This window comes from Blastopirellula marina (assembly GCF_002967715.1).
GTDB lineage: Bacteria > Planctomycetota > Planctomycetia > Pirellulales > Pirellulaceae > Bremerella > Bremerella marina_B.
The window spans coordinates 391,296-407,927 of record NZ_PUIA01000074.1 but is presented as its reverse complement, the minus strand read 5'-3'; the positions used below and the strand labels follow the sequence as shown (position 1 = coordinate 407,927).

Genomic DNA, 16,632 nt, shown 5'->3' with positions numbered 1-16,632 from the left:
AGGGCAAAGGCAATCTGTTCATTCGTAAATCGAGACTTCTTCATGGTCATGATCTCCTCGAATAGGATGGCCCGATTTTACCTCGATTTTCTCATTTTGAATGGCTCAGTTTTTGGGTTGCAGGTCAGTATCCACGCAGAAAAAGCGAATTGGTTTGTTGCTATTGATAATTTCTACGGCCATGAATGCCGTCGACTTCCCAAGGTAGGAACCGACTTCAACAATCAAGCCATTTTCTGGGCAGTCTGCTACGGCTGTTCGATATAATGCCGGAAAGTCAAACCAGCCTTCGATTTGTTGGCAAAAGTGTTTGATCATAAAATCCTTCAAGTCGATTTGCCGGAACGTAGTTAAAACCGTTTCGCGCCGAAGAATGATCTCCGATGCCAAACGGCTGTTTCCCAGCGAACTGTTTGAGCGTACCGTGTTGTAATCGACTCGCCACCGTTCGATCAACACTTTCGCTTGCTTCCCAGAGCTTATTACATGGTTCCTGATCGAGTATCTCATATCCTTGTAGTCCACATAGCGATTCGATGTAACGACTCATTCTCTGGTTGATTGGCTTGACATGGAGCGCAGTCACGACGAAAGCTTCCGAAACTGTATCGGAGGCGAATTTCCAGCGCGAGATCCTTTGCGTCGCAAGCCGGCCAGGGCTCATGCTGTGATCTCTTCCGGAGACAAACTTACAACCACCGCCGCCCACACGGCATCTCACTGCGATTGATCTATCTAACCAAAGCGAAGAATAGGTTTGAGGAGCGTTTCATAGGACGTTTTAAGTCCCCGCATGCGTATGAGCCCCAGCCATTTTCCTGGCAAGACTGAGCCATCAAGGACGACTTGGATTCAAAGCGATTCTTCAGACGCGAACGGCTTGGACTAGTTCTGAATGGCTATCGCAATGATTGCTAAGCGATTAGTGAACGATAATTCAGATGTGATTTAGTGGTAAACCCCGGTGGAATTGATGGTTATGACAATATTGTCTAGGAGTTGAAAATGATCTAGTTGTGTCCACGACTACGTTTATTTCTACTTTCCCGAAACCATGCCTAAGACAGAATCGCCTGCAGGTCTTCGGCCGATAGATTTTTCAGCAGCGAACTATCGGCCGAGATGATTGCTTCGGCCAACTTGTTTTTCTGCGATTGAAGCTCCAGGATCTTTTCTTCCACCGTGTTCTTGGCAATCAAGCGATACGCGAAGACCGGGTTGGATTGGCCGATGCGGTGGGCTCGGTCGATGGCCTGGGATTCGACGGCGGGATTCCACCATGGATCGAGCAGATAAACATAGTCCGCTGCCGTTAGGTTCAAACCGGTGCCGCCTGCTTTCAGGCTGATCAGGAATACCCGGCAGTCGGCATCGTTCTGGAACCTGTCGACGCAGGATTGACGATCTTTTGTTTTCCCGTCCAGGTATTCATACGAAATCTTGGCATCGTCGAGGCGCTGCTTTACGATCGCCAGCATTTTGGTGAACTGTGAAAAGACGAGCGCTTTGTGACCTTCTGAAACGACTTCATCAATTTGTTCCAGAAGTAGGTTCAGCTTGGCCGATGGCTTGCCGCTATGGGCAGGATCGATCAATCCAGGGTGACAGGCCGCTTGCCGCAGACGCAGTAGTGCCTCCAAGACATGGATTTTGGTTTTGGCCAAGCCTGACCGGGCAATCTTCTGCTTCAAAGTGGCCCGGTAATGATCGCGTAGCTGGTCGTATTGCTTCTGCTGCGAGGGAGGCAGATCGCAGTAGAGCCGCTGCTCGGTCTTCTGGGGAAGTTGCGGAACCACTTGAGCTTTCGTTCGTCGCAACAAAAAGGGAGCCAGGCCTTGGCGAAGAACATCGACCTGCCGCTGGTCGATTTCCGATCCTTTGCCGGTCAAGTCCTTGAAATGGGTACTCGTTCCCAGCAGTCCTGGGTTGAGGAACTCCATCAGCGACCAGAGTTCGCCCAAATGATTCTCGATCGGAGTGCCAGAAAGGGCCAATCGATGCCGGGCATTGAGCAGTCGACTTGCTTTGGCGGTTTGCGAAGCGTTGTTCTTGATTGCCTGAGCTTCGTCCAAAATCGCATAATCCCAACCGATCTGACTCAAGCGTTCGATATCTTTTCGCATGGTTCCGTAGGTTGTCAGTACCAGGTCGAACGGATCGAGTTCGGGATGTCTCTTTTTGCGATCGGTCCCTGCGTAGACCGCTACGTTCAAGCGCGGAGCGAATCGCTCGGCCTCCAGTTTCCAATTATGAACGACACTGTTGGGCGCGACGACCAACGATGGGCGTTTCTCCTTGTTCTTGGATGACCGTCGCTTGCGTGCTGCCAGCAGTGCCAAAACCTGGACCGTCTTGCCGAGGCCCATATCGTCGGCCAGACATCCGCCAAAGCTGAACTTCTCCAGAAAATTGAGCCACCCTAACCCTTCTTGCTGATACTTGCGCAGGTTCCCCTGAAATAATTGCGGCGGCTTGGCAGGCTTTATGCCGTCGAATGACTGTAGCTTCTTGCGAATGGCGGAAAACTTTCGGTCGACTTTCAATGACGCCTCTTGGCCAGCCGCCGATAGCATCGAATCGAGCAACAATGCCTGGCTCGGTTGAAAGCGAAGCCCGTCCTCCTCGGATCGTTGGGCGAACCCGGTAACCACGCCGAGTGTTACTAGCCATTGTTCGGGCAGCATACCTTGCGTGCCGTCACCTAGACGAATATAGCGTTCCCCATTCTTCAGCGCCTTCAGCAGTTCTGGCAGCGAAACAACCTGGCCGTCGAAATCTGCTTCGCCTTCCAACTCGAACCAATCGACCTTCGAGCGCACGTTCAGCGAGAGCCCGCTGCTCTTGCGGATCGGCACGCCTTCGGCATGCACTTCCCAGTCCTCTTCGATCAGTTGGGCGGTAATTCGATCGAAGCTACCTGCCGGAAAAACGTGACGCCCGGGAGAGGTTGAGCCGAGATACGTTGCCCTCAAAGGATTCATGCCCAACTGATGCAACCGATCGAGCAGACGAGCTTCCTCGGTTTCATTGGCGCGGATCACTTGCAGCGACTCGGCATCAGGCCAAATACGTTGAGTGCTGTCGAGCCCGGCTTCGTGCTGTTGGTAGAGAAAGGAGACGTCGGCAAACAATACCGGGTCGGAACCGTTTCGGTATCGACGCGTTGTGTCGCCCTGTCTGGCTTGAACAACTAGTCTTCCGCGAGGGTGACCCTCCACAGAAGTCAAGTTTAGCCGCTCGTCGCCAAGGATCTTGCCTGGCGATCCATGGTGCCACAGTTCCTCGATCAACGCGGCTTGGTCCTGGTAAGGAACGAGCAACGAACCCTGACGACTAAGCAGTTCCAGCCAGCGACGATCGGTCGGCAAGTCGAAGCGGGCAAGCTGGTCATCCATCAAGATCAACCCGGTCGGGTAGTAACGAACGCAATCCGAGAGCGGGCGAATCTGACGACCGGATGTTAGTCTGCCGGTGATTTCCCAAGCTTTTTCAGAATCGATACACTGGGCGCTCAGTTGAAATGACCACGCGGTGTTAGTATCCCAGCCAATGGGGCGTGCGTCTTCCCATGAACCGTATCGTGGCATGTAGAAAAACCGATGCGTATCGGCCAGCATCGGCAAAACAAACTCATATAGTTCCGGTTTTAGCTCAATTTGCGTGGAGGCGTCGAATTCATTCCAATCTTCATCCAGGTCATCCATTTCGGTCAGGTCCAGATTGGCATTCAACAACCCAAGCAGACGGAGGTCGTCTGGGCCGGCAACGCTGGCGAAAGTGGGGTCGTCCATTTGATATCGGGTGGCCTCTCCCCACGATCCATTATCCCGTTTCTCTTGCTGGTAAAGCGCGACAATTAGAGCGTGCGACGCGATTTGAGGCTCGAGACAAAACAGTAATTGTCGGGGCCGCAAATTCGCAGGCGTTGCCGACCTGGAGAGATGGTGTGAGTGTGAAGGACGCGCGGCACGACCGAGTTGACTCTTCCACGATAGAGTTTTTACGGAATGACTGTCTCGCTTTTTCGAGCCTTGTGAGTTATTCGCCAACCCAAGGCGATCAGCGACAAGGATGGCGGCCCACAGATGCTTACAGAAGTTGCCCCGATCATAATGAGGGCAATTGCATTCCATGCCGTTGCGAAGGCCATTTTCCCAATCAAGCAGCACCGTATACGGCTCGAAATCCGAACCTTCCACTTCAAAAGAAGCCCAGGAATCTTCGGAATTTACCACATGAACTCGCCCCGCTGCCGCGTACTCGGAACCTCGCTCGCGAACCGACTTACCGAAGAACATGATGACTTGCACCACGAGGCTCATGTGACTTCCCTGCAACGAAAGACTCCGAGAAACCCTTACCATCAGGGCTCAATATACTGTTTACCCATACATCCGGAAACGATCGCCCCCAAACCTCCCTGGAATGAGAGATCTGCGACCTCAAACCCCGCTTCAATGGAGCCGCGTTTCAGTGAACGCGGAAAGTCGCTTCATGTAAGGGATACCCAGATGCTTCGCCTTGCTTCAATGGAGCCGCGTCTCAATGAACGCGGAAAGCCTGAACCGTTATGCCAGCTTTCTCCGCAATGATCTCAGCTTCAATGGAGCCGCGTCTCAATGAACGCGGAAAGCTCGGTAAGCCGTCGAAGTTGTCCCAACGCCTCATGCGCTTCAATGGAGCCGCGTCTCAATGAACGCGGAAAGGAGGTCGTAGCCCATGACTAACTGGACCAAATACCTGCTTCAATGGAGCCGCGTCTCAATGAACGCGGAAAGAGGCAACCGGCTTAGGCTCTGGTGTGGCTACATTCCAGCTTCAATGGAGCCGCGTCTCAATGAACGCGGAAAGGGTGGCATCTTCCCAAACGGACGCAATCGTATTGATGCTTCAATGGAGCCGCGTCTCAATGAACGCGGAAAGATGACGCTCGCGTTATTGGTGACTTGGTCAACGACGCTTCAATGGAGCCGCGTCTCAATGAACGCGGAAAGACTATTTAAGGCAGGAAGCATGAAGCGAGAAGCATTGCTTCAATGGAGCCGCGTCTCAATGAACGCGGAAAGGGACGTGAATTCCCTGTCCGTTCAAGTGGCGGACCCGGCTTCAATGGAGCCGCGTCTCAATGAACGCGGAAAGGTCAACGCCAGGTCGAACCCTTCTCGCAGCACGCAGGCGCTTCAATGGAGCCGCGTCTCAATGAACGCGGAAAGCAAAGATACGAAGTTCGGCAACCTGGCCGCGTTGCTGGCTTCAATGGAGCCGCGTCTCAATGAACGCGGAAAGAGCCGCGTCGTATTGGCCGGCGTCGTGCCACGAGACCGGCTTCAATGGAGCCGCGTCTCAATGAACGCGGAAAGCGTGAATCATCACCAGCAAGCCATCTTTGCCGAGTTGCTTCAATGGAGCCGCGTCTCAATGAACGCGGAAAGGCAAGTGGCTCTAAGGTGTATCCGGTTGAAAGTTTGGCTTCAATGGAGCCGCGTCTCAATGAACGCGGAAAGTTGGTAAGTACCTGCACGATTAACAGACCTAATATTGCTTCAATGGAGCCGCGTCTCAATGAACGCGGAAAGAATGAGATGGGGGTTAATATTGAGGTTGCTAATGGTGGCTTCAATGGAGCCGCGTCTCAATGAACGCGGAAAGAAAAAATCTTACTCGTCGGTATGTCGCTATATCGAGCTTCAATGGAGCCGCGTCTCAATGAACGCGGAAAGCGATTCCCAACTCTTCCGCGCCAGAGTGAGCTATGCTGGCTTCAATGGAGCCGCGTCTCAATGAACGCGGAAAGTGCTCGACCTGGTCTAGCACATCGGCCACAGTCTTGCTTCAATGGAGCCGCGTCTCAATGAACGCGGAAAGTCTACCGGCAAGAATGGGCAAAAGAGAAAGCTGAACGCTTCAATGGAGCCGCGTCTCAATGAACGCGGAAAGTCGGTTGTCAGGGCCATTGTGTTTCTCGCTATATGAAGCTTCAATGGAGCCGCGTCTCAATGAACGCGGAAAGGAACTCTTGGAGGCGGAATTAGTTCCGTTTTAAGGATGCTTCAATGGAGCCGCGTCTCAATGAACGCGGAAAGCCAGCGGCTAAGTCCGCACCACCTAAGGCCAAGCCACGCTTCAATGGAGCCGCGTCTCAATGAACGCGGAAAGGAGATTGTTGACCCATCTTTCCGAGTGCGGTAATCTCGCTTCAATGGAGCCGCGTCTCAATGAACGCGGAAAGGCTGGAACCCCAACCATTGACGCCAGCGGATTAACGAGCTTCAATGGAGCCGCGTCTCAATGAACGCGGAAAGCTCTCCCCCCAAACACCAAGACAACCATCGTGATCCGCGCTTCAATGGAGCCGCGTCTCAATGAACGCGGAAAGCCATGCAGCGTGGTTTATGGGCTTCCCGGAATCGTGGACGCTTCAATGGAGCCGCGTCTCAATGAACGCGGAAAGCCACGGCTGGGGCGCAATCGCCAAGGATTTCCTGGAGCTTCAATGGAGCCGCGTCTCAATGAACGCGGAAAGATATTCCCCAGCAAACACCATCCCGCCATTCACCCAGCTTCAATGGAGCCGCGTCTCAATGAACGCGGAAAGGCCATCCTCGACGCACTGGTCGATTACTGGTTTGAGACTGCTTCAATGGAGCCGCGTCTCAATGAACGCGGAAAGAAAGCAGACCAAAACTTGTTGACATCGCAATCTGCGAGCTTCAATGGAGCCGCGTCTCAATGAACGCGGAAAGGCGATGGGGAAAGGACGCATCAGAGTGCGTTTCGAGTGCTTCAATGGAGCCGCGTCTCAATGAACGCGGAAAGACGAGTTCCTTCAGCCACATGTGGTTCAAGGTACTATTGCTTCAATGGAGCCGCGTCTCAATGAACGCGGAAAGGGATAAGATTATGTTGGTTTCATTAGCTTGATTAAGGCTTCAATGGAGCCGCGTCTCAATGAACGCGGAAAGGGGTCGGGTCAAGCGTCCGAGACTTTACCGTGACGTGGGAGTAGCTTCAATGGAGCCGCGTCTCAATGAACGCGGAAAGGAATGGCGTAGGCGATGGCTTCATCTTCAGAGCCTTCGCTTCAATGGAGCCGCGTCTCAATGAACGCGGAAAGTCAACATGCGAACGCCATGTTGAAAGTGTTCTCGGTAGCTTCAATGGAGCCGCGTCTCAATGAACGCGGAAAGTCGGCTGGCGTAGAAAGGTACTCACTGGCCAGTTGGTGCTTCAATGGAGCCGCGTCTCAATGAACGCGGAAAGTAGTCAGCCACGAAGGGTAAACCTCTTGCATGAACTGCTTCAATGGAGCCGCGTCTCAATGAACGCGGAAAGTGGCCACAAGTCGACGACGTGGGCAAAGCTTCCAAGGCTTCAATGGAGCCGCGTCTCAATGAACGCGGAAAGATGACTCAAGCGATGCCATCGCGTGATGACCTCGTGCTTCAATGGAGCCGCGTCTCAATGAACGCGGAAAGCGAATCTGGCGTTCAGTGGTTCGCGTGCGTCGGTCTGGCTTCAATGGAGCCGCGTCTCAATGAACGCGGAAAGCTTCTAAGGACCAGACCAAATGAGCGAACACGAAGTGCTTCAATGGAGCCGCGTCTCAATGAACGCGGAAAGGATCAACGACGATTTCACACCCCACTGGATGTGCAAGCTTCAATGGAGCCGCGTCTCAATGAACGCGGAAAGGGAACCAACCGAGGCGGTTGGCGTTGTTGAATTCTTCGAGCTTCAATGGAGCCGCGTCTCAATGAACGCGGAAAGGAGGGCGAAGGTGAAGGTGAGGGCGGCGAGGCCGGAAAGCTTCAATGGAGCCGCGTCTCAATGAACGCGGAAAGAAGTCGTGTGCGTTGTCGAAAAGCCGGTCCTGGGCCGGCTTCAATGGAGCCGCGTCTCAATGAACGCGGAAAGAACGCTCTTCTAAGTTGTTGAAATTTATCAACTTATATCGCACTTTGCGAGGGGCGTGCGTTGTGAGCTGTTTGGGCCAGCCTAGTGGAAACATGGTCTCCTCGTAAGTTCAGTCAATGCAATTGTTTAGTCGCGTGCGAGCGGTGCCTGGGGTTTTGACGTTGCCTTGCTGCTCGCGGAGGGTTTGGCAAGTTGTTTCCCCGAATTGAACTTGTAACTACTATTTATCGTCCCGATCTGCACTTGGCAAGCGATAGCCTGAGACGTTGTTTCTGTTCTGGAAAATCGATTTAGCGTGTCACAAAAACCGGGTAGTTGCTGATCTCGCCTGTTAATACCCGGGCCAGCAAGCGGCATTGAATTTCCAGGATTCGGCGATAGTTAACGCGGTAGCCGAATAGCGGGTGCGTGACCAGCGTGTCCATGCGTTGTTCGTACGCTCTGAAAAATGCCTTGCGGCCATCGGGCGTTAAGGCAACGGCGTTGCCGGCGCGGATGAAGTGGTTGGGCTGAATCATTTTGGTGTTGATCGCGCTGAGGACCGCCGAGTCGGCGATCAGCGCTCGGAATGGTTCCATCAGGTCGAGTGCCAATGGGGCGCGTCCGTAGCGTGGTTGATGATAGAAACCAAGATACGGATCGAAGCCCACCGTGTGGCAGATGATCGTCAAGTCTTTGGCCAGAATGCTATAGGCCAGGCTCAACAGGGCATTGATCGGATCGCGGGGAGGACGTCGGTTGCGGGTCTCGAAGTGAAAGCGAAACGCCTTGGCATCTTCCGCGTCCGCTTCGCCATCGTCGATCTTGATCATCCCTTGAAAATTCTGGAAGTAAACGCGTGCCGCGTTGCCTTCAATGCCCAACAGTGATTCCAGCGAAGTCGCTTTCTCGGCGTCTTCCTGCATGCACTTCATATGCGCGAGGGCAACCTTAGGCGGTTCGACATGGTTCCGCTGCAACATGGTTCTTTGGTTCTTGATCTTGCCGGCCACCAGTGCCCTGGCCAGATTTAAACAGAAAGACGGGGCATCTGCCCAGCGAAATTGCTCGCGGCGAAGGTAAATGTTCTTCACCCCCAGCCCGTGCGTAACACCGTAAAACCAACCACCCATCGAGAAATACGCGATCGGAATCTCGGCCTGGCAAATCGCCTGGACGGCCTGGGTCGTCAGTTGAATCGAGCCAAACAAATTCACCTGGCAGATCTCGCCCAGGCGAACCTGTTGAATCACTTTCTTCTTGTCCTTGACCTGCAATACTTTGCCTGAGCACCCGACGTACAAGCCAGGCTGGTTTAAATAGAGGGGACGCAGGTCATCCCGAGATGGCACCAACCGACGCAATTCTTCGACGGGCGATCCCTCGCCCAGGTCGGCCGTTTTCGGCGCATCTAGCTCGAAAAGGGTTAATTGCGAGGAAGTAATTTGCGAGCGGTTCGAGGTCACGCGGCGGGTTTCGTCGGGCAAACAAACTCCTACCAGCGAACATCGAGGGCATTTGGGGCTATCTTCCAGGGGTGGCGGAATCACGCTGCCTGATGAAAGCTCGCGGGCCGAGTCGATCGCCTTCAGCGTATCGGCCACTAACTTATCGTCGATCGCGAACCGTACGCGCTGCTTGGTTTTGGCATAGTAAACAATCGCTTCTTCGCAAACGTAGCCGTTATCGCGCAGGATTAACGCTTGAACGGCTAGTTGGGCCCTGTCGGCCGGCCAGGCATCGAGCGAGCCATCGTCTGCTTTGCAGGGTTCGCCCCGCTTGTAGTCGACCGGCGTGACCGTCGAGCCATCCGTTTCCAGCAGGTCAAGCTTGGCGATGATGCCATACTTATCGCTGGAAAGGGTCACACTGCGCAGCTTGGCCGGGCGATCCGTTTCGAGGAGCTCATTAGCCGGAGGAAGTTCGTCCTCCTTGTTATCAACACGGCTATGAACCTGGCTCCCTTCGATCGTTTCCAGGTTGTGGACGAAAATTCCCTCAACATGTTCGTAATAAAAAAGACGCGGGCAATACACGTACTCGTTGATCGTCCGCGCCGGCATCAGCGCTTCTTCTTCCGCTCGAATCATGGCAGACTCCTTCGTCAAACGATGATGCAAGCTGCATCGATGTTGGTATAGGCCTTGCCCAAGGCGGAGATGACCCGGTCGCCACGACCTTCGACCGGCCCCAGATCAACGAACAGCACCTGGTCTTCGTGGTGGTGGATGATCTGGCTCAGTTCGTGGCGGCAGTTGGCCAGGTCGACCGGCGTGAACTGGCACTCGAAGATCGAGTACTGCAAGTGATCGCCAAAATCCCGCATCGTCTTGAAGACCTTCCGCAGGCGTTTGTCGTCGCAGATGTCGTAACAGACCAGGTAAGTATTCCGCACAATCGGCCTCCCGCAGAACAGGAGCCATGCCAGGAAGATAGAGGCAACGCTCCGGTGAACAGGTCACCCTCCTGGCCGAGATAAAACGCCCACCGCGACGTTTGATGGCTGTTTAAGCTACCCTGCTGGCAGGGGCCAGTCAACAGAATTCGCGTAAACATTAACATTCCATCAAGAGCCTCCGCAGATACCAGTCTCTACGGAGGCTCTAGGAAATGGAATTCCACGGAACGCTATGCACAAACTTAATGAATTGCCAAAGAGCAATATTTGAGTAACAGCTAATTTGGTCATTGTAGCAGTGATGCAATGAATATGAATGGAATAAGTTCGAGAAGGTCTCGCAAGGTTGGCTGCTCCCTTTTTTCCCTTCACCAGTTCAAGCTTCAATTTGAATGATCAGGTAGCAAGCCAAAAAAGAAGACGCTGAACTGCTCTCAGCCAGCGTCTTCTTGTCTCAAGCGGGGCCGTGCCCTAGGCACGGAATCGAGTTTGCCGAACTCAAAGGCCAAGACAATAAATCTGCTTCAATGGAGCCGCGTTTCAATGAACGCGGGGAGGTTCGCCAAATACGATGACTTCAGATTAATTGAATTAGCATTTGACTTACAGGAAGTCTAGCGTTAATATTGCCTTCGAACTGAAAAAGCCAACTCACCGCCCTTGATTTCGAAGGTCTGAGGCGATGGTTGGCCCATGTTATGCCGGATAACGCCAATCAGACGCCAGTTCCGACGATTTATATGATCGCGCGTTATCTTCAGGCTGTCAATCGGAACTGGCTTGGAGATTGCTATGTCTAAATCGAGGTCGCGTGGAAGTCGAGGAGATGGAGGAAGCTGGAGCGAAGCCGAGAAGGCGGCTGTGTGGCGTAAAGGCGATATAATAGCTGGTCACGATCCTCGCATTTGGCGGTCTGATAAGTGCGGATCCAAAATAAAATGGGATCAGTATGGAACGCTAGGTATATATGGATGGGAAATTGATCATATAAAACCCGTGTCTCGGGGCGGAGGTGACGAGTTAAGCAACCTGCAGCCGCTGCACTGGTCGAATAATCGCTCGAAGGGCGATGATTATCCGCACTGGCGATGTGCCAGTTAACGCTATGGGCGAAGCGACCGAATTGGTTGCTTCGCCTTTTTTCTACACTTTTAGAGTTGCTTACGACCTTGTGACCAAACGTGTCACGAGCCATCTCTAGAAAATTATAAGCGACACTCGCAACCAGGCAGCATCTTTACTACGATGATTGGCCTTGTTGGCGAATTCGACTCACTAATCCATTGTCGATCCAGGGACAGATCGGAACGCGTTTAATGAGATCTACTCTATTCGCATCTTGGTTCAATCAAGTCACCGGCTTTTCGCCACACGACTGGCAGATCGCTCTCGCGAACGAACCCGCGTTGCAAAATCGACTCGTGCATATCCCCACAGGTTTCGGTAAGACACTGGGAGTTGCCTCGGTTTGGGCGTTTCATCGTCGAGAGGGTAACGACTGGCCGCGTCGGTTGATCTGGTGCTTGCCGTCACGCGTTTTGGTGGAACAGACGGTTGATTCTTTGATGCAGCTTTTGGAGAAAGTCTCGCAAGTCGAGAATACCGAATCGGTACCCGTTTATCCGCTATTAGGAGGCGTTGATACGGGTGATTGGTACCGATACCCAGAAAAGCCATGCGTCTTGGTAGGGACACAAGACATGCTGCTATCTCGGGCTTTGAATCGAGGCTATGGCAGTGGCCGGGCTCGTTGGCCAATTGAGTTTGGCCTATTGAATCGAGACTGCCTGTGGGTAATGGACGAGGTGCAGTTACAAGGAGTCGGCCTGGCCACATCGGTTCAGCTCCAGGCGTTTCGTGCATTATGGGAATCACAAATTGGCAGCCAATGTGCTACCTGGTGGATGAGTGCGACTCTCACCTCTGATTGGCTGAAGACCAAGGATTTCGCTGATTCGGTGCCAGCGTTATGTGAGCACGCAATTGACCTTCCAGAAGCAGATCGACAAGGCGAACTGTGGAAAGCGAGCAAACCTTGCTCAGTTGAGGTCATTGCTGGAAAACCAGACAAGGCAAAAAAGCAGTGGGCAGAGTTGATTCTACAGCGGCATCGTGCTCAGGACGCTGCTTCGCGCATGACCTTGGTGATCGTGAACCGCGTAGAATCAGCGATCGAGATCCATGACTCGCTCAGCAAACTTATCGCGAAACAAGACGACACACTTGAATTGCACCTTGTTCATAGTCGCTTCCGGGGGCGAGAACGTCAGGCATGGCCCGAGGCGTGTCTTTCTCGTAACGCAAGCACGGCAGATGATGTCAATCGTATCATCGTGGCCACGCAAGTCGTCGAGGCTGGCGTCGATATTTCTGCGACAACGCTCATTACGGAGCTCGCTCCGTGGGGAAGTTTGGTACAGCGGTTCGGTCGGGCGGCACGTTATGGCGGCACAGCGAATGTCGTTGTAGTCGATCCTCAATTGAAAGCGAAAGACAGTCTTCCCTATGAGGAGAATGACCTATCGGCCGCCGCTGAGGCGATCTCGAAGGCCAGTGATGTTTCGCTAGCGGAATTGTCTGAACTCGAAGGCAATTTGAAACAGGATACGCCAGAACTATATCAGCGTCTGTATCGCTTTGAATATTGTCATTTATTGAGCCAACGAGATTGTGAAGAGCTCTTCGATACGACGCCCGACTTAAGTGGCGCTGATCTGGACATTGGACGATTCATCCGTGAGGAAGGCAATCGCGATGTGTCGGTATGTTGGTCTGCCGTGGACTGGAATGAACAGGAAGAGAAACTTCCTTCGCCGGCTCATCAGCCTGTTCGTGATGCACTTTGTCCGGTGCCGATAGCCCAAGCACGCGACTGGTTGATTTCGAAAAAGAAGAAGTGGCCACAGTGGAGCAACCGGTCGCATGCGTGGTGCTGGGACTACGTTGAAGGAAGTTGGAAGCGGTTGGTTAGTGATCGGCAGCTTTTGCCTGGTAGCGTGGTATTGGTCGACGTGCAATACGGGGGCTATGACCCTCAACGTGGCTTTACAGGCGACAAGCCGGGCAAGTCGATCAATGTTGACGTGAGCAATGTCTTTGAACGGCCACGAAAAGCAGAAGATGATTTGGCCGACCAAGGACAATCACGAGAAGACCGCAGCCACACAAGCATGCTACAAACCATCGCGACACATGGCTGGATGGTTTCCCAAGAGATTGAGAAGGTTGCCGACTCGTTGGGACTGCCAATCACGCTCAAATCATTGTTAATGATGGCGGCCCGCTGGCATGACTGGGGGAAAGCTCATGGTGCCTTTCAGGCCAATATTCGCCGTGAAGAAGCCGGTGTCGACTGCTGGGAACTGGCCAAGGCACGTGACTGGGTCGACTATCGCCACAAGCACTTCAATTGGCCGGAAAAGCTGAACTGGCCAGGGCCGCCAATGGGCAAGCGACGCGGCTTTCGCCATGAATTAGCAACCACATTGGGCATGCTGGAGTTGTTGTCCTGCGATCAGCCTGAACACGATGCCTTACTGGGGCCATTTGCCGAGTTGATCGAACTGGGGGAAATCGCTCGTTGTCAGCGTGATTCTGGCTCAGAGAATCACCCGCTGGTGGGTGAACTACGAGCACTCTCGGCGGATGACTTTCATTTGCTGCTTTATTTGGTTTGCAGTCACCACGGCAAAGTTCGCGGCGGATGGCAATCGACTCCGCTCGATCAGGACTTTCCCTTTGAAAACGGCTCGCTGACAGGAACCGGAATGCCTATTTGCGGCATCCGCGATGGAGACCCGCTTAGTGGCGTGCAACTCTACGACACAGAAGGTCAATGCCACGTTCTTCCCTCGGTTGTTTTACATCTGGATGTATCCCAATTGGGAATCAGTGCCCGTTATGGAGTCAGTTGGACTGAAAGAGTTCAACGGGTTCGGCAAACTTGGGGCATATTTACACTGGCCTGGCTGGAAGCGATCGTTCGCGCCGCTGATGGCCGAGCTTCGCAGGATTCGGCCAACACCGATCCAGACCCGTTGCTCGCGACTATGCAGGAAACAAACGGATGAGTATTCACGTTCATCACTTGCCTGGGTGCGGTGCCACTCCGTTGGCTCACTACCTGAAAGCCCTGGGTATCCTGCGGTTGGTTGCCGAACAAGCCGATCCGCACGCACGCGGCGCCTGGCGAAACGGCATATTCGTTTTGTTGACCAGCCTGGACGAAGACGAACTGCTGGACTTCTTCCTGAATCGATATAGCCCTACGCCGTTGGTAGCGCCGTGGAATGGTGGCAGTGGGTTTTACCCGAAAGACAATCACACCGGCTTTGATACCATCAAAAATAGTACCGCATTGCGATTCGACCGTTACCGCAAGGCAATCGCCTTATGCCGGGCAATTGTCGGTGATAGTGACACGCGTCCTACGGGGGACGAAAAAGAAACCATGCTCCAAACGTGCCGACAACAGTGGGAAGGAGCACTAGGTGACTGGCTCGACGCCGTCGTTACGCTTTCCGAGGAAGGCAACCCGGCTTACCCGGCGATGCTAGGTACAGGAGGAAATGACGGCCGTCTCGATTTCACCAACAACTTCATGCAGCAATTGGTGAAGTTGTTTGATACAGCATCGGCGGAAGGTGTCGCCCACGCTTCAGCGACCGGATTTCTACGTGCCGCGTTATTCAGCGAGATCGAAAATGGGCTCGATTCTAGCGCGGTTGGCCAGTTCTTCCCGGGAGCTGCCGGTGGAGCGAACGCAACCACTGGCTTTAGTGCCGATACCAATATCAACTCCTGGGACTTTGTACTCATGCTAGAAGGGGCTATTGTGTTCGTCTCTTCGGTCACTCGACGGGCATTGGCCAACAGTCTTCCTCAAGCGTCCGCTCCGTTTGCGGTTCGCTCGGCATCGGCCGGGTATGGCAGTGCGGCTGAAGAAAATAGTCGCGGCGAACAGTGGATGCCCCTCTGGGAGAACTTCGCACGTTTTGATGAGATCCAATGCTTGATTGCCGAAGCACGATGCCAGACCGATCGGAAGGTCGCCACGCGTCCGTTGGAAACCGCGAAAGCGATCGCTCGCCTGGGCGTAGCACGCGGGATCACCTCGTTTCAGCGGTACGGCTACATCGAACGGAATGGATTGTCAAACCTGGCGGTCCCTCTCGGCGTTTGGCAAGTTAGTGAACAGCCGAATCAGAACCTGTTGGATGAAATCACTCTCTGGTATGAACGCTTAGAGAGTAAAGCGGCCGACAAGAACGCTCCAGCTTCCATTTCTCAGTCTGCCCGGCGTATTCAAGACGGGATGCTCGCCTGCTGCCGTGATGGTAGTGCGCCCGTGCGTTGGCTGGAGCTACTGCTTCGCCTGGGGGAAGCGGAGGAACAACTCGTTCGTAGCCCCCAGTTCACCGGCAGCAGAGGTCTGCAGCCGCTCTACGGTCTTTCTCCTGGCTGGTTGCTTGCCGCCGAAGCGTTGGCAGGGCGTCCGGAGTTTCGCCTCGCGTTGGCAATTGCAGGGCAGCATGCCAGGACGACTGATGGGTTACGGTTCGATCGAAGCAATCCAGTTCGACGCCATTGGCTCCCGTTGCAAGAGAACCTGCAGGGCCATATTTCGAGGGTTCATCGCTTTCACGTATTAAACGAACGCCTGGCCTGGGGACCGCATCAGGTATGCCAGGGGCGAAGTCTATCAGATGACCTGGTTCAGCTTGTCCAGCGACGCCTGATTGAGAGCAAACGCGACGGCCACCGCCGACTTGCTTTGTGCCCGACGCCTGGGACGGGGGTAACGCTTGCGGACATTCAAGTCTGGCTGGAAGGGAGTGTTGACACGCGACTGGTAGCTAAGCTTATTCGTCCTTTGATGGCACTTGATTGGCGTAAACTCGAAGATGCTTTAAGGAATCGAGATTCGAGAGAATTTCAAGTGTTGGCGAATCCAAAACCAATCAACGAGCGAGGCTGTGCTGAGCAATTATCTACCTACGGTGCCTTACGGCTGTGCTACGCCCCTTCGCCACTGCCAATTCAACGAAATGATCACACGGAAGTCGACGCGGAAATATCCGTAAAGCTTGACCCTCGTCCACTGTCGCGATTGACCGCCGGTGACCTTTCGGGAGCTTTGCGTTTGGCCAACCAACGTTTGAAAGTTAGCGGCTTGCATCCCTACGTGACAACAGCCGTGGGGAATCGGACGATGGCACGCCGAATTGCCGCTTCGATGGCCATTCCGCTTGCCGAACCAAGCCTACGGATACTGACTTGGGCAACTGGACATGCCAAGATCGATCCATCCGAAGAAGAATCGTCCGCGAGTTAATACGACC

Annotated in this window: 7 protein-coding genes, 1 pseudogene and 1 CRISPR repeat array; of the genes and pseudogenes, 3 read left to right on the top strand and 5 right to left on the bottom strand. The window is 53.7% G+C overall.

The annotated features are described in order from the left end of the window. Window positions 1-105: 105 nt before the first annotated feature. From C5Y96_RS23715 to cas2, 5 genes and pseudogenes are all read right to left on the bottom strand, one after another. Entirely contained in the window at window positions 106-459 is a 354-nt protein-coding gene (locus C5Y96_RS23715; RefSeq protein ID WP_105358592.1) for a hypothetical protein, read from the bottom strand. 599 nt (window positions 460-1,058) lie between these two features. Next, the gene (locus C5Y96_RS23710) at window positions 1,059-3,791 is read right to left on the bottom strand and encodes a DEAD/DEAH box helicase (RefSeq protein WP_233199084.1); all 2,733 of its coding nucleotides are present in this window, start codon (window positions 3,789-3,791) and stop codon (window positions 1,059-1,061) included. 276 nt (window positions 3,792-4,067) lie between these two features. Next, a pseudogene (locus tag C5Y96_RS28225) lies at window positions 4,068-4,133 on the bottom strand (SWIM zinc finger family protein); the annotation flags it as partial. Between the two features lie 318 nt (window positions 4,134-4,451). Beyond that, window positions 4,452-7,914: a CRISPR direct-repeat array (repeat unit 36 nt; unit sequence GCTTCAATGGAGCCGCGTCTCAATGAACGCGGAAAG). A 290-nt stretch (window positions 7,915-8,204) separates the two neighbouring features. After that, on the bottom strand, window positions 8,205-9,983 hold the full coding sequence (locus C5Y96_RS23705) for a CRISPR-associated endonuclease Cas4/Cas1 (protein WP_105358588.1): 1,779 nt from the start codon (window positions 9,981-9,983) through the stop codon (window positions 8,205-8,207). Window positions 9,984-9,997: 14 nt separating this feature from the next. After that, the gene (gene cas2 / locus C5Y96_RS23700) at window positions 9,998-10,288 is read right to left on the bottom strand and encodes a CRISPR-associated endonuclease Cas2 (RefSeq protein WP_105358586.1); all 291 of its coding nucleotides are present in this window, start codon (window positions 10,286-10,288) and stop codon (window positions 9,998-10,000) included. 795 nt (window positions 10,289-11,083) lie between these two features. Between cas2 and C5Y96_RS28220 the strand changes: the two genes are divergently transcribed. From C5Y96_RS28220 to csx17, 3 genes are all read left to right on the top strand, one after another. Continuing rightward, window positions 11,084-11,392, top strand: coding sequence for an HNH endonuclease signature motif containing protein (locus C5Y96_RS28220; protein WP_105358584.1), 309 nt, complete (start codon window positions 11,084-11,086; stop codon window positions 11,390-11,392). A 215-nt stretch (window positions 11,393-11,607) separates the two neighbouring features. Continuing rightward, window positions 11,608-14,361 carry a DEAD/DEAH box helicase gene (locus C5Y96_RS23690; protein WP_105358581.1) on the top strand — a complete coding sequence of 918 codons (2,754 nt, stop codon included), beginning with the start codon at window positions 11,608-11,610 and terminating at the stop codon, window positions 14,359-14,361. Continuing rightward, a complete protein-coding gene (csx17, locus tag C5Y96_RS23685) occupies window positions 14,358-16,625 on the top strand; it encodes a type I-U CRISPR-associated protein Csx17 (protein ID WP_105358579.1) in 2,268 nt (755 codons plus the stop codon). The genes C5Y96_RS23690 and csx17 overlap by 4 nt, the downstream gene beginning before the upstream one ends. Window positions 16,626-16,632 lie beyond the last annotated feature (7 nt).